General features: G+C 45.3%; 19 protein-coding genes. 11 read left to right on the plus strand and 8 right to left on the minus strand.

Annotated features, from left to right (window positions below; translation table 11 throughout):
• Positions 1 to 95 precede the first annotated feature (95 nt).
• Complete coding sequence (gene mhpT / locus F890_RS16305; RefSeq protein WP_005094926.1) at positions 96 to 1,301, minus strand: 3-(3-hydroxy-phenyl)propionate transporter MhpT; 1,206 nt, start codon at positions 1,299 to 1,301, stop codon at positions 96 to 98.
• A gap of 724 nt (positions 1,302 to 2,025) precedes the next feature.
• Here mhpT and dapA point away from each other — a divergent pair.
• From dapA to purC, 3 genes are read left to right on the plus strand one after another with little or no spacing between them, the layout of a single operon-like run.
• Positions 2,026 to 2,925: a 4-hydroxy-tetrahydrodipicolinate synthase gene (gene dapA, locus F890_RS16310; protein WP_004281249.1), complete on the plus strand. Its 900-nt coding sequence runs from the start codon at positions 2,026 to 2,028 to the stop codon at positions 2,923 to 2,925.
• A 14-nt stretch (positions 2,926 to 2,939) separates the two neighbouring features.
• Positions 2,940 to 3,545 (plus strand): hypothetical protein, encoded by a 606-nt coding sequence (locus F890_RS16315; RefSeq protein WP_004281248.1) that lies wholly within the window; start codon positions 2,940 to 2,942, stop codon positions 3,543 to 3,545.
• A 36-nt stretch (positions 3,546 to 3,581) separates the two neighbouring features.
• The gene (gene purC / locus F890_RS16320) at positions 3,582 to 4,301 is read left to right on the plus strand and encodes a phosphoribosylaminoimidazolesuccinocarboxamide synthase (protein ID WP_004281247.1); all 720 of its coding nucleotides are present in this window, start codon (positions 3,582 to 3,584) and stop codon (positions 4,299 to 4,301) included.
• A gap of 302 nt (positions 4,302 to 4,603) precedes the next feature.
• On the opposite strand, the gene F890_RS16325 is transcribed toward purC, so the two are convergent.
• Positions 4,604 to 5,878 (minus strand): replication-associated recombination protein A, encoded by a 1,275-nt coding sequence (locus F890_RS16325; RefSeq protein WP_005094922.1) that lies wholly within the window; start codon positions 5,876 to 5,878, stop codon positions 4,604 to 4,606.
• Between the two features lie 263 nt (positions 5,879 to 6,141).
• Here F890_RS16325 and F890_RS16330 point away from each other — a divergent pair, with 263 nt between their 5' ends.
• Positions 6,142 to 8,277 carry a putative bifunctional diguanylate cyclase/phosphodiesterase gene (locus tag F890_RS16330; RefSeq protein WP_005267713.1) on the plus strand — a complete coding sequence of 712 codons (2,136 nt, stop codon included), beginning with the start codon at positions 6,142 to 6,144 and terminating at the stop codon, positions 8,275 to 8,277.
• 19 nt (positions 8,278 to 8,296) lie between these two features.
• Here F890_RS16330 and F890_RS16335 read toward each other — a convergent pair whose 3' ends face one another.
• Complete coding sequence (locus F890_RS16335; RefSeq protein ID WP_005267715.1) at positions 8,297 to 8,749, minus strand: YcgN family cysteine cluster protein; 453 nt, start codon at positions 8,747 to 8,749, stop codon at positions 8,297 to 8,299.
• Positions 8,750 to 8,941: 192 nt separating this feature from the next.
• Here F890_RS16335 and F890_RS18350 point away from each other — a divergent pair, with 192 nt between their 5' ends.
• Entirely contained in the window at positions 8,942 to 9,100 is a 159-nt protein-coding gene (locus tag F890_RS18350) for a DUF1328 domain-containing protein (protein ID WP_004647174.1), read from the plus strand.
• A gap of 125 nt (positions 9,101 to 9,225) precedes the next feature.
• On the opposite strand, the gene murJ is transcribed toward F890_RS18350, so the two are convergent.
• Together murJ and ampD are read right to left on the minus strand one after the other, a co-directional pair.
• Positions 9,226 to 10,776 (minus strand): murein biosynthesis integral membrane protein MurJ, encoded by a 1,551-nt coding sequence (gene murJ / locus F890_RS16345; protein ID WP_171058358.1) that lies wholly within the window; start codon positions 10,774 to 10,776, stop codon positions 9,226 to 9,228.
• A gap of 60 nt (positions 10,777 to 10,836) precedes the next feature.
• The gene (ampD, locus tag F890_RS16350) at positions 10,837 to 11,427 is read right to left on the minus strand and encodes a 1,6-anhydro-N-acetylmuramyl-L-alanine amidase AmpD (protein ID WP_005267719.1); all 591 of its coding nucleotides are present in this window, start codon (positions 11,425 to 11,427) and stop codon (positions 10,837 to 10,839) included.
• A gap of 182 nt (positions 11,428 to 11,609) precedes the next feature.
• On the opposite strand from ampD, the gene nadC reads away from it, so the two are divergent.
• On the plus strand, positions 11,610 to 12,455 hold the full coding sequence (gene nadC, locus F890_RS16355; protein ID WP_005267720.1) for a carboxylating nicotinate-nucleotide diphosphorylase: 846 nt from the start codon (positions 11,610 to 11,612) through the stop codon (positions 12,453 to 12,455).
• A gap of 100 nt (positions 12,456 to 12,555) precedes the next feature.
• Here the strand turns inward: nadC and F890_RS16360 are convergent, their stop codons facing one another.
• Both F890_RS16360 and rph read right to left on the minus strand, forming a co-directional pair.
• On the minus strand, positions 12,556 to 12,753 hold the full coding sequence (locus tag F890_RS16360) for a hypothetical protein (RefSeq protein WP_005261504.1): 198 nt from the start codon (positions 12,751 to 12,753) through the stop codon (positions 12,556 to 12,558).
• Positions 12,754 to 12,935: 182 nt separating this feature from the next.
• A complete protein-coding gene (gene rph / locus F890_RS16365; protein ID WP_004281238.1) occupies positions 12,936 to 13,652 on the minus strand; it encodes a ribonuclease PH in 717 nt (238 codons plus the stop codon).
• Between the two features lie 210 nt (positions 13,653 to 13,862).
• On the opposite strand from rph, the gene F890_RS16370 reads away from it, so the two are divergent.
• Positions 13,863 to 14,564: a TetR family transcriptional regulator gene (locus tag F890_RS16370; RefSeq protein WP_005250188.1), complete on the plus strand. Its 702-nt coding sequence runs from the start codon at positions 13,863 to 13,865 to the stop codon at positions 14,562 to 14,564.
• Positions 14,565 to 14,617: 53 nt separating this feature from the next.
• Here F890_RS16370 and F890_RS16375 read toward each other — a convergent pair whose 3' ends face one another.
• Positions 14,618 to 15,232 (minus strand): thiol:disulfide interchange protein DsbA/DsbL, encoded by a 615-nt coding sequence (locus F890_RS16375; RefSeq protein WP_005094908.1) that lies wholly within the window; start codon positions 15,230 to 15,232, stop codon positions 14,618 to 14,620.
• A gap of 227 nt (positions 15,233 to 15,459) precedes the next feature.
• On the opposite strand from F890_RS16375, the gene ubiG reads away from it, so the two are divergent.
• From ubiG to F890_RS16395, 4 genes are all read left to right on the plus strand, one after another.
• Positions 15,460 to 16,188, plus strand: coding sequence for a bifunctional 2-polyprenyl-6-hydroxyphenol methylase/3-demethylubiquinol 3-O-methyltransferase UbiG (gene ubiG, locus F890_RS16380; RefSeq protein ID WP_005250185.1), 729 nt, complete (start codon positions 15,460 to 15,462; stop codon positions 16,186 to 16,188).
• Positions 16,185 to 16,874: an HAD family hydrolase gene (locus tag F890_RS16385; protein ID WP_005267721.1), complete on the plus strand. Its 690-nt coding sequence runs from the start codon at positions 16,185 to 16,187 to the stop codon at positions 16,872 to 16,874. The genes ubiG and F890_RS16385 overlap by 4 nt, the downstream gene beginning before the upstream one ends.
• A 39-nt stretch (positions 16,875 to 16,913) precedes the next feature.
• Positions 16,914 to 17,660, plus strand: a complete 747-nt coding sequence (locus F890_RS16390) for a YciK family oxidoreductase (protein ID WP_005094903.1) — start codon at positions 16,914 to 16,916, stop codon at positions 17,658 to 17,660.
• 156 nt (positions 17,661 to 17,816) lie between these two features.
• Positions 17,817 to 18,236, plus strand: coding sequence for a hypothetical protein (locus F890_RS16395; RefSeq protein ID WP_005250180.1), 420 nt, complete (start codon positions 17,817 to 17,819; stop codon positions 18,234 to 18,236).
• The last annotated feature ends 16 nt before the right edge of the window (positions 18,237 to 18,252 follow it).

The following is an 18,252-nucleotide window of genomic DNA, read 5'->3' on the forward strand; positions in this document are numbered from 1 at the left end:
TGATGAGTCTTTTTAATAATAAAACAGTGTATTTAATTCTTAAATTCTGAAAATAAAAAAGCCTGCAAGAGCAGGCTTTTTTAAATCGTTGAACCTTACACTTTAGTGCGGTTCACCAGGAACAGCATACATAATGCAGAGATGATGATACATGGGATCGCAGCAGTAATGACCCCCGCAGCACCGAAACCTGCTGTCAATAACTGACCGGCAATGACTGGCCCCAGCATGGCACCGATACGGCCAACTGCAGATGCAACACCAATACCAGTACCACGCACTTCTGTCGGATAAACGATACTACCGAAGGCATACAGTACACCCTGACAGCCAATCACGAAGGCACCGGCTAATGCTGCTGCCATATACATCTGGTTCAGCGAGCTTGCACCATTCAGCGCCAGTAGACCTGCCAGAATACCGCCGTACATCAACAGGATCACATAGGCTTTCTTCCAGCGGTCGGTCAGCATACCCAAAATAATCGTACCAATCGTCGCTGTAACCATGAAGTAGAATTGTGCAGTTGAACCATCTTTACGGGTAAAGCCAAGTTCCATAAACAATGATGGCAACCAGCTCAACATGATGTAAACCACCATCAAGGTAAAGAAGTAGCTCACCCAGATACATAGCGTACGTAACAGGTTGTCCGAATTAAACAGGTCCTTGAATGAACCCTGCGGTGCAACAGCAAGCTCTGCAGCCGTTTTATTCTGTGCTTTCAGGTATTCCTTCGATTCAGGCAAAAATAGCATCATCAGCGGAATGGCAAAAATCGGTAACAGGCCACCGAGATAGAAAACATTTTTCCAGTTGGCGCCAAATTCAGTCGCCGCAATTAAAGATAAAATTGCTGCACCAACTGGCATGCCACAGTACATCAAGCCCACTGCACGACCACGATTTTGTGGAGACACAGCTTCAGAGGCGAGTGTGATCAGAATCGGCATTGCGCCGCCCAGACCTGCTCCAGCCAGGAAACGCACTGCCAGCAAGCTGTTAAAGCTATTGACCCAAACCGTACATAAGGTAAATACAGCAAATATTGCTGTTGACCAGATCAAGACTTTCTTACGGCCAATGCGGTCCGCAAATCGACCACCAACCAGTGCACCCGGTAATAAACCCAGAATCCCTGCACTAAAAAACACACCCAACTGGGAACTATCGAGACCAAAATGCTCACGAATACCTGCAGCAGCAATTCCGGCTGCCTGAATATCTAAGCCTTCAATCACCGCAATCAGAAAACAGATCGCGACCGTGACGATAGCATGCTTATTGTCTGATTTTTCCATTGGATTATCCTTGTTCAATCAGCGTTACAAAAGACAGCCATCATCTATGAGCCTGATTGCAGAAATAACTATCAATAAGTTGAACGTTTTGCTTAGATATTCCCAAAGGAGTAGAGGCAGATAAAAATAGGATAAGACCAGATAAAGTCGCAAAAACACTTAATCAGAACACCATAAAGTTCAAGACTTAGAGTTTAAGGCTTATACATCAAGTTAAAAAATTAACCGATAAGAAAAAAAATTCTCAATTTATTGATATTTAAAAAAGATTAGTCTTAGTCGTTTTTGGCTTTATTTGTTTTGGTGCGAGAGTGCGATCAAGATGTAAGAGGTCTCAATTTATCCAATATAACTATTAATCCAAAATTAAAAGGCATAAAAATGGCAGTTTTCAGCTGATCTTTTTGCACAAGCCTTATCATTATTGGCTTCATTTGGGGTAATCTCCTCCATTGTCTAGACTGGAGACATAACTTTGGTCTCAGGATTTTGCTTTATAAATCATCTTATTTATTACTTGATTGTTTCCAAAAGGCTTTGTATAAAGAATTCAGTAGCTTTTACTAAAGCATATTGTTCTTATGCGTTTGATCAGTCATAATTTGCATAAGCAATATTCAATTCAATGCAAATCTATTGAATTTGCTATAAATCAAAATACAAATCCATCCCAATTTATGTTTTCTCATTCCTTTCGGATGGACAAATAGGATAGTTTTTTAAAATGACTCAGCAAGCACAGACCATTCAAGGTTCCATAGTCGCAATCGTCACCCCTATGTTTGAAGATGGCAGCGTAGATTGGAAGGGTCTCGAGAAGCTGGTTGAATGGCACATTGCAGAGGGCACCAACAGTATTGTCGCCGTTGGAACAACAGGCGAAGCCTCTACTCTCAGTATGAGTGAACACACCCAGGTGATCAAAGAAATCATTCGTGTGGCCAACAAACGTATTCCTATTATTGCCGGCACAGGTGCAAACTCGACCCGTGAAGCGATCGAACTGACCCGCGAAGCCAAAGAGCTGGGGGCAGATGCCGCTTTACTGGTGACGCCATATTATAATAAACCGACTCAGGAAGGCTTGTATCAGCACTATAAAGCTATTGCTGAAGCCGTTGATCTTCCACAGATTCTTTATAATGTTCCGGGCCGTACCGGTGTGGATATGGCCAATGAAACCGTGATTCGCCTGGCGGATATTCCACAAATTATCGGTATTAAAGATGCGACTGGCGATGTACCGCGCGGTGCTGAACTGCTGCAAGGCCTTGTCGGTAAAGATATGACTGTTTATTCGGGTGATGATGCAACTGCGTATCAACTGATCGGTCATGGCGCCAAAGGTAATATCTCGGTCACGGCGAACGTGGCTCCGAAAGCCATGAGCGAAGTGTGTGCAGCTGCGATTGCCGGTGATGCAGCCACAGCTGAACAGTTAAATGCTCAGGTTGCAAATTTACACAATATTTTATTTTGCGAATCGAACCCAATTCCTGTGAAATGGGCACTCCATGACATGGGCTTAATTGGTACGGGTATTCGCCTTCCATTAACACCACTTGCAGAACAATATCGCGCTCCGCTTCATGAAGCACTGGTCGAAGCGGGCGTTATCAAATAAAAGAGCACAAGATTATGCAATTACGTTTAGGACTTAGCCTTACACTTTCAGTATTCAGTTTGGCAGGTTGTAGTTCAATGGCCTTTAATAACGGCACTTTAGACTATAAAGAGACTACTACCCTGGAAGCTTTACAATATCCTGAAGGCGCCATGGTTCGTCCTGCAACGCCATTGTATCCTGCTCCAACAGTTGATCCGCTTGCAATTGAACATGCACCGAAGCTTGAAAACCAGCGTGGCAACCGTTTTGCCTTGCCACGCCCACAAGCCCAGACTGAAAACTCAAATACAGCTGATCTAACCGAAACCAATACGGTGGGTCGACCACAGTTGGTCACTGACGGAAATCTTAATCCGCTGCTTAAAATTGAGGGAAATTCTGCTACAATTTGGCAATATACACTTGCCACCCTCAGCAGTCTGAATCATAGCATCGTTGCGCAGAGCAAAAATCGTTATGAAGTCACGATTAAGGTTGATCAGCAGATCTATGTATTAAGATTATCTTCTGTCGGTTCAAGTAATAACCTCGCTGTGTTCAATGCCGATAACAGTTTTGCCGACCGTGAAAAAGCTGCAGAACTGCTCAACCAGATTTACCAAAATTGGCCAGCCTAGACATTTCTAGGCATTTTTTTTGTAAAAGGTTCCCTCATGTTAAAACAAACCTTGCTCTATACTGGTAAAGCGAAATCTGTCTACACCACAGACAGTTCAGACCATCTGATTTTAGTCTTTCGCGATGATGCCTCAGCATTCAATGGCGAAAAAATTGAGCAACTAGATCGTAAAGGCAAGGTGAACAACCGTTTTAACGCCTTCATTATGGAAAAACTGGCAGAAGCGGGAATTGAGACCCACTTTGAAAAGCTATTGACTCCAAATGAAGTGCTGGTAAAAAAACTGGATATGATCCCGGTTGAATGTGTGATCCGTAACTATGCAGCAGGTTCTTTATGCCGCCGCCTGGGTGTGGAAGAAGGCAAGGAACTGACTCCTCCAACATTTGAATTGTTCTTTAAAGATGATGCGCTTGGTGATCCAATGGTCAATGAGTCACAAGCCATTGCTTTAGGTTGGGCAACGGCTGAACAATTGGCGAAAATGAAAGAATTGACTTACCAAGTGAACGACGTGCTTAAAGCATTGTTTGACGCAGGGAATATGATTCTGGTTGATTTTAAGCTTGAATTCGGCGTGTTCCACGACCGTATCGTACTTGGTGATGAATTTTCTCCAGACGGTTGCCGTCTATGGGACAAAGACACCAAGAAAAAACTAGATAAAGACCGTTTCCGTCAAGGTTTAGGCGGCGTAGTTGAAGCCTATGAAGAAGTAGCTGGCCGTTTAGGTATCAATCTAGACAACATCTAATCTGTAAATGCGCAGATTCGAAAAAACCGAGCTTTTTAGCTCGGTTTTTTATTTCCGGCTTTTAATCGGAAAAATAAATTTTTATTATTAAAATGATCGTTTTTACATCAAAAACTACATGCATTAATATTATCACATACCAGGCAAATCAGTGAGTTGACGCACTTTACTCCATATTTTCCGACCAAATTTCTCCTCTACCCTCTAGGATGTTATCTCCCTCAAAAACATCCTACTTTCAGCCCAATTCGCCTTGAATTGGGCTTTTTTTTAATCTGTTCAATTAGTTGGGATACCCAGCTTTATTGCTGCTGTTGTTGCTGTTGCCAACGGCGTTGCTGTAAACGCTCCCCTTCAACTTCACGTTTATTACGTGCTGATTCATACAGTTTGGTATCCTTCAGTTCTGGCGGCATATATTCCTGTAGCACAAAATGCTCAGGATAATTATGCGGATACAGATAATCCACGCCATAGCCCTGCTCTTTCATCAGCTTGGTTGGCGCATTTCTTAAATGCAAAGGCACTGGCAAATTTGAAGTTTTATCTGCGAGTTCCATCGCCTTGTTAATCGCCAGATAGGTACTGTTACTTTTAGCACTGGTCGCCAGATAAACTGCACATTGCCCCAAAATAATCCGGCATTCTGGCATTCCCACGGCCTGCACCGAACGGAAACATTCCCCTGCCAACAGCAAAGCATTCGGATTCGAGTTGCCGATATCTTCGGATGCGGCAATCAACATGCGCCGTGCAATAAACACCGGATCTTCGCCGCCTTTGAGCATGCGTGCCATCCAGTACAAGGCTGCATCCGGATCACTGCCGCGAATCGACTTGATGAAGGCCGACACCAGATCATAGTGCTGCTCACCGGACTTGTCATAACGGGCGATATTCTGCTGTGCGACTTTCACCACGACCGCATTAGTGATGATATTTTCCATATCTGCTTCAAAGGTACTGGCAATCAGATCCAGTAAATTTAGCGCCTTGCGGGCATCTCCTGCCGCGAACTGGATCAGGGCATCAAATTCTTCAATCAGGATATGTCTTTCCTGTAAGAAAGAGTCATTTTGTAAGGCTTGCATCAACAAGGTCTGAATCGATTCAGCACTCAATACATTCAGGCTATACACCTGACAACGTGATAATAAGGCACTATTCACTTCAAAAGACGGGTTTTCGGTGGTGGCGCCAATTAAGGTAATTTTCCCTTTCTCGACCGCATTTAACAGCGCGTCCTGCTGGGATTTATTAAAACGGTGAATTTCATCAATAAATACCACTGGCGTCAGCAAATCACCACCTTCGGCAATGATTTCACGCAGTTCTTTCACGCCGGTATTCAGGGCAGACAGGCTGATAAAAGGCCGGTCTACCGCTTGAGCTAGCAGTAAGGCAATGGTAGTTTTTCCGACTCCGGGAGGTCCCCAGAAAATGATCGAAGGCAGATGCCCCTGATCAATCATCTGACGTAAGGGCGCATGTTCTCCCAGCAAATGTTCCTGCCCGATAATCTGTGTAAGGTCGCGTGGCCGTAAGCGTTCTGGAAGCGGGATATGACTATCTGACATGTTATTATTGGCTCAAACTAAATTCTGATCTCATTCTAACACCAGCAGTTTTGATTCCAAGAATGCAAACATCAAGCATAAAAAATTAATTTATGGAGATATCCTCTATTTTTTTAATTCTGAATGAATTAATCTCTATAAAAGCGAATAATTTGAACATGATTAATTGTGAATTAATTACAGTGTAATTTTCATATTGTTTATTCTAATTAAAAGAAACTTATCTCGCCCCTTGGGCACTTTTGGGTTGTAGTGGTGAATGCATGAAGCATGATAAATTTGAACATGGAGCTGTGAGTCGGTCTAAGCCACTGACGTCATCATCACTGATTGCACCCCACGTTCACTTGTCTGAATCGGTTTTGTTAAAAAATCTGATCGATGCCTTACCGCAACCCTTGTGGGTCAGCAACAAACAACATCTGCAATATTTTAACGATGCCATGACTGATTATCTTGGCATGAACCTGAATGAACAGGGCCATCTGCAATGGCAGAGTTTTATTCATACCGAGGACTTGCAGCTATTTTTAGCGCAGTGGCATGCTGCGCTGGATCAGCATCAGAACTTTGAAACCCAGTGCCGGATTAAACGCAATGATAGCCATTATCGCATGTGTAGCCTGGCGGTAAAATTTCATCATGAAGTTGACCATTTGCTGCAATGGGCAGTTTCCCTGACTGATGTGCATGATTATTTTGAGATCCAGCAGCAACTTTCTCAAATTGTTTCAACCCAAGAAAACATGCTGGATGCCAGTGCAGACTGCATTAACATCATCAGCCCTGAAGGCGAGATTCGGCATAGTAACTCTGGCTGTCTGGCACAAGCCAATCAGACCGCAGAACAAGATCAGGATCATTCATTGTGCTGGCTAAATCGTTTAAGCCCTGAAGCCCGAAAATCCGGGCAGCGTGCTTTAAAACAGGCGGCCCAAGGCTTAAACAGCCGTTTTTCCAGCAAAGTCCAGATCGAAGATCAACCGATCCAATATTGGGATCATCTGCTGACGCCAATTCTGGATCAGCAGAATATTACCCAAAATATCCTCTGTGTATCACGCAATATCAGTCAGCAAAAAATTGCAGAAACCCGTTTAAAAGAAGTGATTAAACGCGATGAATTGACTGGCCTGTATAATCGCAGTACCTTCTATAAAACCTTTAAACAGGTACTGTTAAAAGCCAAACAGCAACAGACCATGGCAGGTTTACTGCTGATTGATCTGGACTATTTCCGGCATATTAATGACACCTTGGGCCATATTGCTGGCGATCATCTGTTACATGTCTTAGGCAAACGCTTCCAGACCTGTTTTGGTCCGAATACCATCATCGCCCGTTTGGGTGGTGATGAATTTGCCGTACTGGTGAAAAATCTGGAAAGTGAAGAGCAACTGCTGGCAACGGCGCAAATGGCCTATGCCCAGCTGGATCAGCCGATCAATTATGTTGGCAATAGCATCAGCAGTGCCATGAGTATTGGCTGTGCCATCTATCCACGTGATGCCTTAAATACTTCTAATTTGCTGAAATGTGCTGATATCGCCTTAAACGACCTGAAAAATAGTGGTCGTGGTGGCATCCGCATGTTCAATCAGGAAATGTGCGGTTCACTGGAAAATATGACCAAGCAGCTGACTCTGGCACGCAAAATTATTCTCGCCGATCAGATCATTCCCTATTACCAACCTAAAGTACGTCTTTCTGATGGTGCAGTGATTGGTTTCGAAGCACTATTACGCTGGCAAGATCAGAATCAGAACATTCAGTTACCTTCCGAAATTTTTGCTGCCTTTCAGGACTATGAGCTGGCCTCACGCATCAGTGAGACCATGCAACTGAAAGTCTTTGCAGATATGAGTCGCTGGCAGGCGCAAGGTCTGGATCTGTTACCGATTTCCATCAATGCTGCACCGGTCGAATTCCTGCGCGATGACTATGCCGAAAAACTGTTGGCACGCCTGTCCAACTTTGATATTCCCGCACATAAAGTTGAACTAGAAATTACCGAGCAGAGCCTATCCGAACATGGTGCCAATTATGTGGTTCGCGCCCTGAACCTGCTGAAACAGGCCGGAATCCAGATTTCGCTGGATGATTTCGGCACTGGACATTCTTCGCTGACCCGCTTGCAGGACTATCCGGTGGGTTGCATCAAGATTGACCGCAACTTTGTAGAACGCATGAACAGTGACCCATCTGCCCTGGCCATTGTCAAAGCCATTACCCAGATTGGCTCCAGTATTGCACTGGATGTTCTGGTCGAAGGAATTGAGAATACAGAACAGCTGGATACCCTGATCCATTGTGACTGTCAGATTGGACAAGGCTTCTATTTCTATCGTCCGATGGCCGGTGCTTCGGCCCAGGCTCTACTCCATCCGGCAGATCAATAAACGAATCACGCAGGCAGATTCAACGCACCCAGCGTACGATATAATCTTCAATGTCGTCTTGATCAATATCTGCTTCACTCAGGCAGCGCCCTGCTGCCGACTTGCGTGCCTGAATCACGCTTTCTCGTGAACCGCTAATCAGATAATGCCAGGATGGCAGGCTTTTGCCCTGCTCTACCCGGCGATAGGCACAACTCGAAGGCAACCAGTGAATCGTTTCCAGCTTCTCTGGCGTGAGCTGAATACAATCAGGCACATACTGCAAGCGATCTGGATAATTGGAGCAACGTGCAGTGCTACAATCCAGCAGCTTACATGCCACTTTGGTATAGGCGACTTCCTGAGTATCTTCATCTTCCAGTTTAATCAGACAACACAACCCACAACCATCACATAAGGCCTCCCACTCGACTTGCGTCAGTTCAGCAAGTGAATAGTTTTTCCAGAATTCGGGACGTAAAGTATCGCTCATGATCGGGCCGGAATATTCAAAAATCAGCTGATTATAACAGCCAGAACCCTGCAGACCTACTGTCTCAAATTTTTATTGTTATCACGTAAACTATTGTTAAATCAGAGACAGTTCATCAACACAACACTAACAGTTGCTGGAATCGTTTATTTCTATACTAAATTTGAAAATAAAAACACATGGAGAATATATATGTTTCGCTGGGCTATTATTTTTGCTGTTATTGCATTAATTGCGAGTCTACTTGGTTTCGGTGGCGTCGCAGGCTTGTCTAAGGATTTTGCGATTATCTTGTTGGTAATTGCGGTGATTCTTGCGATCGTTGGTTTTCTTTCGCGCGGCAAGGTCTAGATTTACGCTAGACCTTTTCAAAGCAAGTGTTAGCTTTCAAAAAAAACAAGAGCCTTCTGGCTCTTGTTTTTTTATGGGTATTTTAATGATCTGTTTTGATCAAAAATACTTCTTTTAAGATGAACTTAAGGCTTTAAATGACGTGGTCTAAAACCTGCCACCAGCAAGGCTGCAACATACGCTACCACACCGACAACACATAAGATCAATACTTCTACCACACGCATCCATTGTGATACATCTGCGTTATACCAACTCAGGGCATAGGCCAGAGCTGCAATCATCACCACATTGGCAAACATGAATTGCAGGAAGATTTTTTTCCAGTGCGAACCAAAACGGAAAATATCACGCTTATGCAGATAATAATAAAGCAAACCGGCATTGACCATCGCTGAACCCGTCGATGCCAGTGCAAGCGCCATATGCTCTGCTTCCCAGTCAATCAGCTTGAAGAAACCAATAAAAATCACGTTCAGAATCGCATTGGCCGCCACAGCCATCAAACCGACACGCACCGGGGTTCTGGTATCCTGCTTTGCATAAAAACCGGGAGCAAAGACTTTAATCAGCATAAAGGCAATCACACCACCGCTCATACATTGCAGCGCCAAAGCCGTCATTTGAGTATCTTCAAAGCTGAACTGGCCACGTTCAAACAGGGCTTGAATAATCGGGGTCGACAGCATAAATAGTGCAACACTGGCGGGTAGGCCTGCCATCACAATAACTTTGGCTGCCCAGTCCATCATGCCACGGAATTTTTCCGGATTTTGCTCGGTATGCCGTGCCGATAACGACGGCAAAATCACGGTACCAATTGCAACACCGATCAGACCCAGCGGCAATTCGGTCATACGCTCGGCACTATACAGCCAGGATACCGAACCGTCCTGCATGAACGAAGCCCAGATGGTATTGAGTAGCAGGTTAATTTGCGTGACAGATACACCAAATAAAGCCGGCAGCATCAACTTCATGATGCGATCGACGCCTTCATGCTTGAAATCAATTTTCGGTGGAATCAGCAGGTTTTTACGCCACAATTCAGGAATCTGGATCGCCAGCTGTAAAATACCGGCAATGATCACTGCCCAGCCCAGCGCCATAATCGGCTCGGCCATATACGGCGTAAGCCAGAGCGCTCCGGCAATCATCGCCGCATTCAGCAAGACCGGTGCAAATGCCGGGGTACTGAAAGAGCCATAACTGTTCAGAATACTGCTGGCAAAAGCTGTTAGTGACATGAACAGCAAATAAGGAATGGTCAGGCGGAACATGTCAGTCGCCAGGGCGAACTTTTCAGGATCGCTATGGAAACCGGGTGCATAGATATACATAATCAATGGCGCAGCAATGATCGCGACCATGGTCAGCGTCGTCATCACCGTCGCCAGACAGCCAAACACCCGGCTAATCAAGATCTGGACTTCGGTATGCGTGCGACTGGTTTTATATTCAGTCAGTACCGGAATAAATGCCTGTGAAAATGCGCCTTCGGCAAATAAACGCCTGAAAAAGTTTGGAATACGAAATGCGACTACGAAGGTATCGAAGTCTTTACCAGCACCAAAGACATTCAGTAAAACAATATCTCGAACCAATCCCAGTACGCGTGACAACATGGTCATCGCACTGACAATGACGGTCGAACGCCAAAGCGCCATCCTCTTCACCTAATGTATAAATTTGTGGTTATTGTAATGAAACTTTTGTCAGAAGTTCATTGCTTAATTTCATCGCTCAAGCGAGCTTGAGGTGTTTTTATAATGCTGTAACTGTGCACGAAAATCAGCCCAGTTAAAATATGGTCCCGGATCGGTCTTGCGGCCCGGTGCAATATCCGAATGTCCGGCAATATGCTGCTGAATCTTGGAATAATGCTGTTGCAGACAGGCCGTGACTTTTACCAAGGCCCGATATTGTTCAGCTGCAAAAGGCAAGTCATCACTGCCTTCCAGTTCGATCCCGATCGAATAATCATTACATTCTTTTTTGCCCAAATAGCTCGAGCGGCCGGCATGCCAGGCACGGTCATTGAAATTAACAAATTGCAGTACTTCTCCCGTTCTTAAAATTAGCAGATGGGTCGACACCTGCATCCCTTCAATGGTTTGAAAATAAGGATGTACGGACCAGTCCAGCTGATTCTGAAAAAACTGTTCAATATAACCACCGCCAAACTGTGAAGGTGGCAGGCTGATATTGTGAATCACCAGCAATTGAATCTCGGTCTGTTCTGGCCGCTGATTAAAATTGGGAGACGGGATTTGACGTGCACCGATTAGTTGCCCGTCCTTGACCTGAAACTCAGCTGCCTGTTGCATAAAACCGTTCTCCCCAAAAATAAAATCTGCAAGATCAGCATTGCAGCCGGCTTCATGCTAAAACTTTCAAGGAGAAATCTCAATTCATCCCAGCAAACTGGATGAAAAATCGCTCATCTTTTATGTAACGGTGCTAAGATAAGGCGCAATTTTCACGGCTTAAAAAAGATACGGAAATACTCATGCGCATATCTCAAGCTTTGCTAGACCAGTCAATTCAGATCAATATTCAACAAGCACTTTCAGAAGATATTGGTGACGGTGATATTACCGCCCTGCTGACTCCTGAAGATGAACAGGCCACTGCCACCATCATTAGCCGTGAAGACATGGTTTTGGCCGGCCAGCCTTGGGTAAATGCCTTGATTCAGGCCTATGATCCAAGTATTGAAGTGAGCTGGCTGAAAAATGATGGCGATCATGTTCAAGCCAATCAAGCATTTTTAAAACTGGCCGGATCTGCACGTAGCTTACTCACCGTGGAGCGCCCTGCGCTAAACTTTGTCCAGACGCTGTCTGCGGTTGCGACTAAAACCGCCCACTATGTCAAACAGTTGCAAGGTTTAAACACCAAATTATTAGATACTCGTAAAACGCTTCCGGGTCTGCGTATCGCACAAAAATATGCCGTGGCCATTGGCGGTGGCCAGAATCACCGTTTGGGCCTGTTTGATGCCTTCTTGATTAAAGAAAATCATATTATGGCAGCGGGTGGGATTGCGCAGGCGATTGCCAAGGCCCATCAAATTGCACCGGGTAAGCCTGTCGAAGTTGAAGTCGAAACCTGGGATGAGCTGAATCAGGCACTCGAAGCCCATGCTGATATTGTGATGCTGGATAATTTCAGTCAGCAGCAGATGATCGACGCGGTGCAACATGTGGCCGGTCGCTGCAAACTGGAAGCCTCAGGCAACATCACGATTGATAATTTACGTGAAGTCGCGAGTACCGGCGTAGATTATATTTCTATGGGTGTATTGACCAAAGATGTCAAAGCCATTGATCTGTCGATGCGTTTCAATGCTTAAGCCTAAATGGGATAGATGACCGTAGAGGGTGCGAAGCACCCTTTTTTTATTTTTAGAAAAATTTTTTGCGTATATTTTGCTCAATTTTCTATCTTAGACCTTAATCATCATCGTCGTCCCGATTACCTCGGCGATCGCGGTCATCATCGTCACCATCACGGTCGTTATATCTTCCGCTATCCTCATCACGATCCTGATTTAATACTGAACGCTCGTCATCTTCACGATTATTGCCCCAGTCACAGGCAGTTAATCCAAACACGCCCAGCAATGAAATTGCACAAAGCCACTGTTTCATGTCGCATTCCTCATTGTGATCTCGCCTGATCCAATATCGGTTTAAAACCGGTTCAGATATAGCCGATTCATGTCGGATTTTTGTCAGGAAGTTTTGTAATGCATTTTTTGGATACAGTTGCAGAGTGAAATTTCAGGCATAAAAAAACGCATCCGGAGATGCGTTTCTCAGCATGGGATGGATTACCAGCCTAAAGCTTCTTGCTGTTTTTTCACCAGTTCCTGGATGCCTTTCTCGGCCATTTCCAGCATGGCATTCGATTGTGCGCGGGTAAATGGTTTGTCTTCTGCAGTACCTTGAATTTCAATAAATTCACCGGCCTGAGTCATCACCACATTCAAATCGGTTTGACAGTTTGAATCTTCTTCATAGCAAAGATCCAGTAAAACTTCATCTTTGAAAATACCAACAGAAACCGCAGCCACCAAACCTTTTAATGGATCATGTTTGATTTTTTTTCTTTCCAGCAAGACGTTCATGGCATCGACCAAGGCCACCGCAGCACCGGTAATCGCTGCAGTACGGGTACCGCCATCGGCCTGAATTACATCACAGTCGATAGTAATGGTATTTTCACCGAGTTTTTTCAGATCGACCATTGAGCGCAGGCTACGACCAATCAGACGCTGAATTTCCTGAGTACGGCCACTCTGTTTGCCACGTGCCGCTTCACGGTCGCTACGGGTATGGGTTGAACGTGGCAACATGCCATATTCAGCCGTCACCCAGCCCTGACCCTGACCTTTGAGGAAACGCGGTACAGAACTATCCACACTGGCGGTGCACAGTACTTTGGTATGACCAAATTCAACCAATACAGAGCCTTCCGCATAACGTGTATAGTTACGGGTAATTTTCACTTCACGTAATTGATCTAATGCTCGCTGGTCGATACGCATAATAAGTCCTGTATGGGTTCAAAATAATTGCGGCTCAGTATAGCAGAAGCCTTTGCCAAGATTAGGCAGCCGGGGGATTGATTTACAAAATCAATGCATCAGCTCGCTACGAGATGTCGAAATTATGCCGATCTGTGCCACTACGATTTAATTTAATTTTTGCTAGACTAAAACTTCCTATAAGGGAAGCCGGTGACAGGAAACCCATTTATGTCCTTACGTGAAGATCGCAAGCAGCAAAGTCATCAGGCATTACTCGATGCGACACTGGCATTCAGCAGTCAGGGCCGCGCTTTCAGCACGATCAGTCTGCGTGAAGTTGCGAATGCAGTCGGACTGGTACCAACGGCGTTCTATCGGCACTTTCAGGATATGAACCAGCTGGGCCTGGAATTGCTGGATCAGGTTGCGATTCATATCAAGGGCGTACTCAATCAGCTGGGACAGGCCTATCTGTATCAGCCAAATACCCGAACCCACACCGGGCTTGAACTCTTTTTTCAGGCCGTCGAATATCATCCTGAACCCTGGATTTTTTTTGTTGCAGAACGTTGGGGCGGTTCGGACGTATTACGTGCCGGAATTGAACGGGAAATTCATTTTCTGGCTGAAGATGTCATGCATGAACTGGCCAAGATGCAATCTACCCGACATATTCAGGCGCCACAGGACTTGCAGGCTCTGGCACAGATGCTGATTGAGCTGTCCCTGAACTGGGCCATGGGCTGGATTCATCTGCAGCATCAGGCTGATCCAGAGCTACGTCGCGCCCAATCCAATGCCTTTAAAACCCAAAGCGTGCTACAGATGCAGCTTTTGCTGCGTGGCATTTTGCACTGGTACCGGAGACCTACCGAAACAGTTGAAACCGTAAGCCCTGTGCTCAATGAAGCGGTCACTCCTCCGGCCTAAATAAAAAAACCTGCATCATGATGCAGGTTTTTTTAGTGATCGTCAGTTCAGACTTATTTGGCTTTACGCTCTTTTTCGATCAGGTAATTCACCACCTGAATGACTTTGGCATCATTACCTTGCACAATATATTTACCATTCACGGTCACTGCCGGAACACCACTGAGCTGATACTGAGCAGCCAGATTTTTAGCTTGGGCAATTTTCGAAGTGATCGGGAAAGATTTATAAGTGCTGTTAAATTTCGCTTCAGAAATACCATAGCGGGTATAGAACTTGGCCAATTGCGCCTGTTCTAAAATTGGACGTTGCTTGTCATGAATATCATGGAATAATTGTAAATGTGCTTTTTGACGCACACCCAATGCTTCAGACACATAATAAGCACGCGCTGCCTGTTCCCAGAGTGGATTCATTGCAGCAGGTGTACGTACGAAACGTACATCTTTTGGTAATTTTTTCAACCAGCCCTGCATATGGGGTTCAAGCGCGAAACAGTGACCACAGCCGTACCAGAAGAATTCACGTACCTCAATTCTGCCCGGTTTTTCGACTTTGACTGGTTTTGCAACCACCTGATAGTCCTGACCTGCCACAAAATTGGCCATAGCATTGCCTGAAAAGGCCAAAACAGATGCGGCAACAGCGCCTAAAAGGAATTTTTTCATTCGGATTATCGTCCTCTAAATCATTATGCTTAGTTTATGTGTTCACTATAAATCAATTATGCCGGTTTCGTTTTCATTCTGTGAACTTTTTTGCTGCTTTTATCGCTTTTTCTGCCAGAATCGCTACACTAAACCATCGGACTGATTTTCAAGGTTTTAAATCAGTTTCTCTGGCCATTCGGCACATACATATTTTTAGCTAATCACGACTGATTGAGGTGACACCGATGTCGCAATTGAATGTTGATCCACAAGAAATTGCCAAGTTTGAAGCATTTGCAGCTATATGGTGGGATCAGCATTCCGAGTTCCGCCCCTTGCACATGATTAATCCACTGCGTTTAAACTGGATTGATGAACATGCCGGAGGCCTGAACGGCAAAAAAGTGCTGGATGTCGGCTGTGGTGGCGGTATTCTGGCCGAAAGCATGGCGCGTCGCGGTGCCGATGTGCTCGGGATTGATATGGGTGCAGCGCCTCTGAACGTAGCACGCATCCATGCCGAACAGGAAGGTGTGAACAATATTGAATATCGTCAGGTGCCGGTTGAGCAACTGGCAGAGGAACAGGCTGGCCAATATGACATCGTGACCTGCATGGAAATGCTAGAGCATGTACCAGACCCGGCATCGATTATTCAGGCCTGTCACAAGCTGGTCAAGCCAGGTGGTCATGTATTCTTCTCGACCATTAACCGCAATCCGAAGTCCTATTTATTTGCCATTATTGGGGCAGAATATGTCTTGCGCATGCTGGCCAAAGGCACCCATGATTACAGCAAATTTATCAAGCCGTCCGAACTGGCACATGACATTCGCAACTCGGGTTTAAAGCTTAAAGACATGACCGGTCTGCACTATAATCCGCTGACCAAGCGTTATTGGCTGGCACCGAATGTTGATGTGAACTATATGGTCTATACCGTGAAAGATAGCGCAGCAGAGACCACAGCATGAAAGCCGTTTTATTTGACCTCGATGGTACCCTGATTGATACCGCTGCCGATTTTATCCGGATTATCCAGCAGATGTGCCATGAAGAAGGCCGTGCACTGGTTGAACCCGAGCTGATTCGTACCCAGGTCTCCGAAGGCGCTCGCGCTATGGTGAAACTGGTTTATCCGGAACTGCAACTGGAAGATCCGGTCTTTCTGCAACACCGTCAGCGCTTTCTGGACATGTATGGCGCAGATATTGCGGTCGATACCGATCTGTTTGATGGCATGTATCCATTACTTGAACAGCTAGAGGAAAATGACATTCCTTGGGGGATTGTGACCAATAAACCGCGCTGGCTCAGTGAGGCTTTACTGCAAGCACTGAATCTGAGTGAACGCTGTGCGGTACTGGTGTGCCCTGAAGATGTCACCCGCACCAAACCTGATCCTGAACCGATGTATCTGGCAGCCAAGCAACTGAATCTTGCCGCAGAAGACTGTATCTATGTCGGAGATCATCCACGAGATATTGATGCCGGCCGTCATGCCCAGATGCCGACCATTCTGGCTGCCTATGGTTATTTGCCGTTGCAATACAAAGACGATTTAAATGCCTGGCAGGCCGACCATATCGTGCATACTGTGCCAGAATTATATCAATTGATTCAGACACTGGTACTGAAGCAGCATACTGCGGTATCTTGAACGCTTAACACTAAATAATAAGAAATGAGGAGGTAGATAATGAAATATTCAGCATATCAACCTCGCCCCGATCTGCTCAAGGATCGTATCATCCTGATCACAGGTGCGGGCGATGGCATTGGACGTGCAGCAGCAATCAGTTATGCCTTGCATGGCGCAACTGTGGTGCTGCATGGGCGTACCTTAAACAAACTCGAAGTCATTTATGATGAAATTGAAAGTTTGGGTGCGCCGCAACCTGCCATCTTGCCGCTACAACTATCAAGTGCTTCAGAACGGGATTATGAGCTTTTGCTCGATACGCTAGACCGTCAGTTTGGTCGTCTGGACGGCATTCTGCACAATGCCGGCATTTTAGGCGAACGGGTTCCCCTGGCGGATTATCCGGTCAACGTCTGGGATGATGTGATGGCGGTCAATCTGCGTGCACCCTTTGTCATGACCCAGGCCCTGCTGCCGCTGTTATCCAAATCTGAACATGCTTCAGTAGTTTTTGCCAGCTCAGGTGTAGGCCGCGAAGCCCGCGAACGCTGGGGTGCCTATTCGGTGTCTAAAATTGCCATTGAAGCGGTAAGCCAGTTATTTGCCAAAGAGCAGGTACATCCAAATATCCGTTATAACTGCATCAATCCCGGAGCAACGCGGACTGCCATGCGCGCCAAGGCCTATCCGAATGAAGATCCGAAAACCCTGCCTACCCCCGATTCAATCATGCCGGCTTATCTGTATTTGATGGGTAATGACAGCCTGCATATGAATGGCCAGAGTATTGACGCACAGGATTAAATTATTCTGTCTGTCATTCAGGGAGCAATTGCTCCCTTTTTATTTCGGTTTTAGTCGTATTCAGCGCATAAATCTTGAGTAAGTTCACCCCGCTCGCATTGAGTTTCATTAAAATAACATCATACTAAGCCCCAATATATTTCACTCGAGTGCATCATGACTGAATTAAACAATATTACGGTGACCCATTTAGACGATGGCATGGTGTCGCTGCTGATTGATCAACAGCCTATTTCAGAAAAATACGGCACCAAGTTTGAAGCCAGTATCGTGGATGACATCAAAGCACTCGAAAATGCTCAGAAACTCAAATTGTTCGAGCAATTTGTATTTTCACATCAGGATCTGAATTTTGAACATGCCTATTATTATGTGACTGGCATTGAAAAATTAGACGACTGTTATCGTCTGGCCAAGCATTTTGTTTATCGCATTAAAATTGAAGGACAACCTGAAATCGAGCATGTCATCAGCAATCAGGGTAAAGCCATGACGGCCGAAGATGTACGTGCCTTTATTCAGGCGCATGTGCAAAAATCACTCAACGATTATACTGACCTGAACTACGCTTATTAAAAGTCAGGTCATTGAA

This window comes from Acinetobacter sp. CIP 64.7 (assembly GCF_000369745.1).
GTDB classification, from domain to species: domain Bacteria; phylum Pseudomonadota; class Gammaproteobacteria; order Pseudomonadales; family Moraxellaceae; genus Acinetobacter; species Acinetobacter fasciculus.

Excerpts from the sequence above, each read along its gene's own strand:
- mhpT (WP_005094926.1), bottom strand. The coding sequence starts at position 1,301 with ATGGAAAAATCAGACAATAAGCATGCTATCGTCACGGTCGCGATCTGT.
- dapA (WP_004281249.1), top strand. The coding sequence starts at position 2,026 with ATGACTCAGCAAGCACAGACCATTCAAGGTTCCATAGTCGCAATCGTC.
- F890_RS16315 (WP_004281248.1), top strand. The coding sequence starts at position 2,940 with ATGCAATTACGTTTAGGACTTAGCCTTACACTTTCAGTATTCAGTTTG.
- purC (WP_004281247.1), top strand. The coding sequence starts at position 3,582 with ATGTTAAAACAAACCTTGCTCTATACTGGTAAAGCGAAATCTGTCTAC.
- F890_RS16325 (WP_005094922.1), bottom strand. The coding sequence starts at position 5,878 with ATGTCAGATAGTCATATCCCGCTTCCAGAACGCTTACGGCCACGCGAC.
- F890_RS16330 (WP_005267713.1), top strand. The coding sequence starts at position 6,142 with ATGAAGCATGATAAATTTGAACATGGAGCTGTGAGTCGGTCTAAGCCA.
- F890_RS16335 (WP_005267715.1), bottom strand. The coding sequence starts at position 8,749 with ATGAGCGATACTTTACGTCCCGAATTCTGGAAAAACTATTCACTTGCT.
- F890_RS18350 (WP_004647174.1), top strand. The coding sequence starts at position 8,942 with ATGTTTCGCTGGGCTATTATTTTTGCTGTTATTGCATTAATTGCGAGT.
- ampD (WP_005267719.1), bottom strand. The coding sequence starts at position 11,427 with ATGCAACAGGCAGCTGAGTTTCAGGTCAAGGACGGGCAACTAATCGGT.
- nadC (WP_005267720.1), top strand. The coding sequence starts at position 11,610 with ATGCGCATATCTCAAGCTTTGCTAGACCAGTCAATTCAGATCAATATT.
- F890_RS16360 (WP_005261504.1), bottom strand. The coding sequence starts at position 12,753 with ATGAAACAGTGGCTTTGTGCAATTTCATTGCTGGGCGTGTTTGGATTA.
- rph (WP_004281238.1), bottom strand. The coding sequence starts at position 13,652 with ATGCGTATCGACCAGCGAGCATTAGATCAATTACGTGAAGTGAAAATT.
- F890_RS16370 (WP_005250188.1), top strand. The coding sequence starts at position 13,863 with ATGTCCTTACGTGAAGATCGCAAGCAGCAAAGTCATCAGGCATTACTC.
- F890_RS16375 (WP_005094908.1), bottom strand. The coding sequence starts at position 15,232 with ATGAAAAAATTCCTTTTAGGCGCTGTTGCCGCATCTGTTTTGGCCTTT.
- ubiG (WP_005250185.1), top strand. The coding sequence starts at position 15,460 with ATGTCGCAATTGAATGTTGATCCACAAGAAATTGCCAAGTTTGAAGCA.
- F890_RS16385 (WP_005267721.1), top strand. The coding sequence starts at position 16,185 with ATGAAAGCCGTTTTATTTGACCTCGATGGTACCCTGATTGATACCGCT.
- F890_RS16390 (WP_005094903.1), top strand. The coding sequence starts at position 16,914 with ATGAAATATTCAGCATATCAACCTCGCCCCGATCTGCTCAAGGATCGT.
- F890_RS16395 (WP_005250180.1), top strand. The coding sequence starts at position 17,817 with ATGACTGAATTAAACAATATTACGGTGACCCATTTAGACGATGGCATG.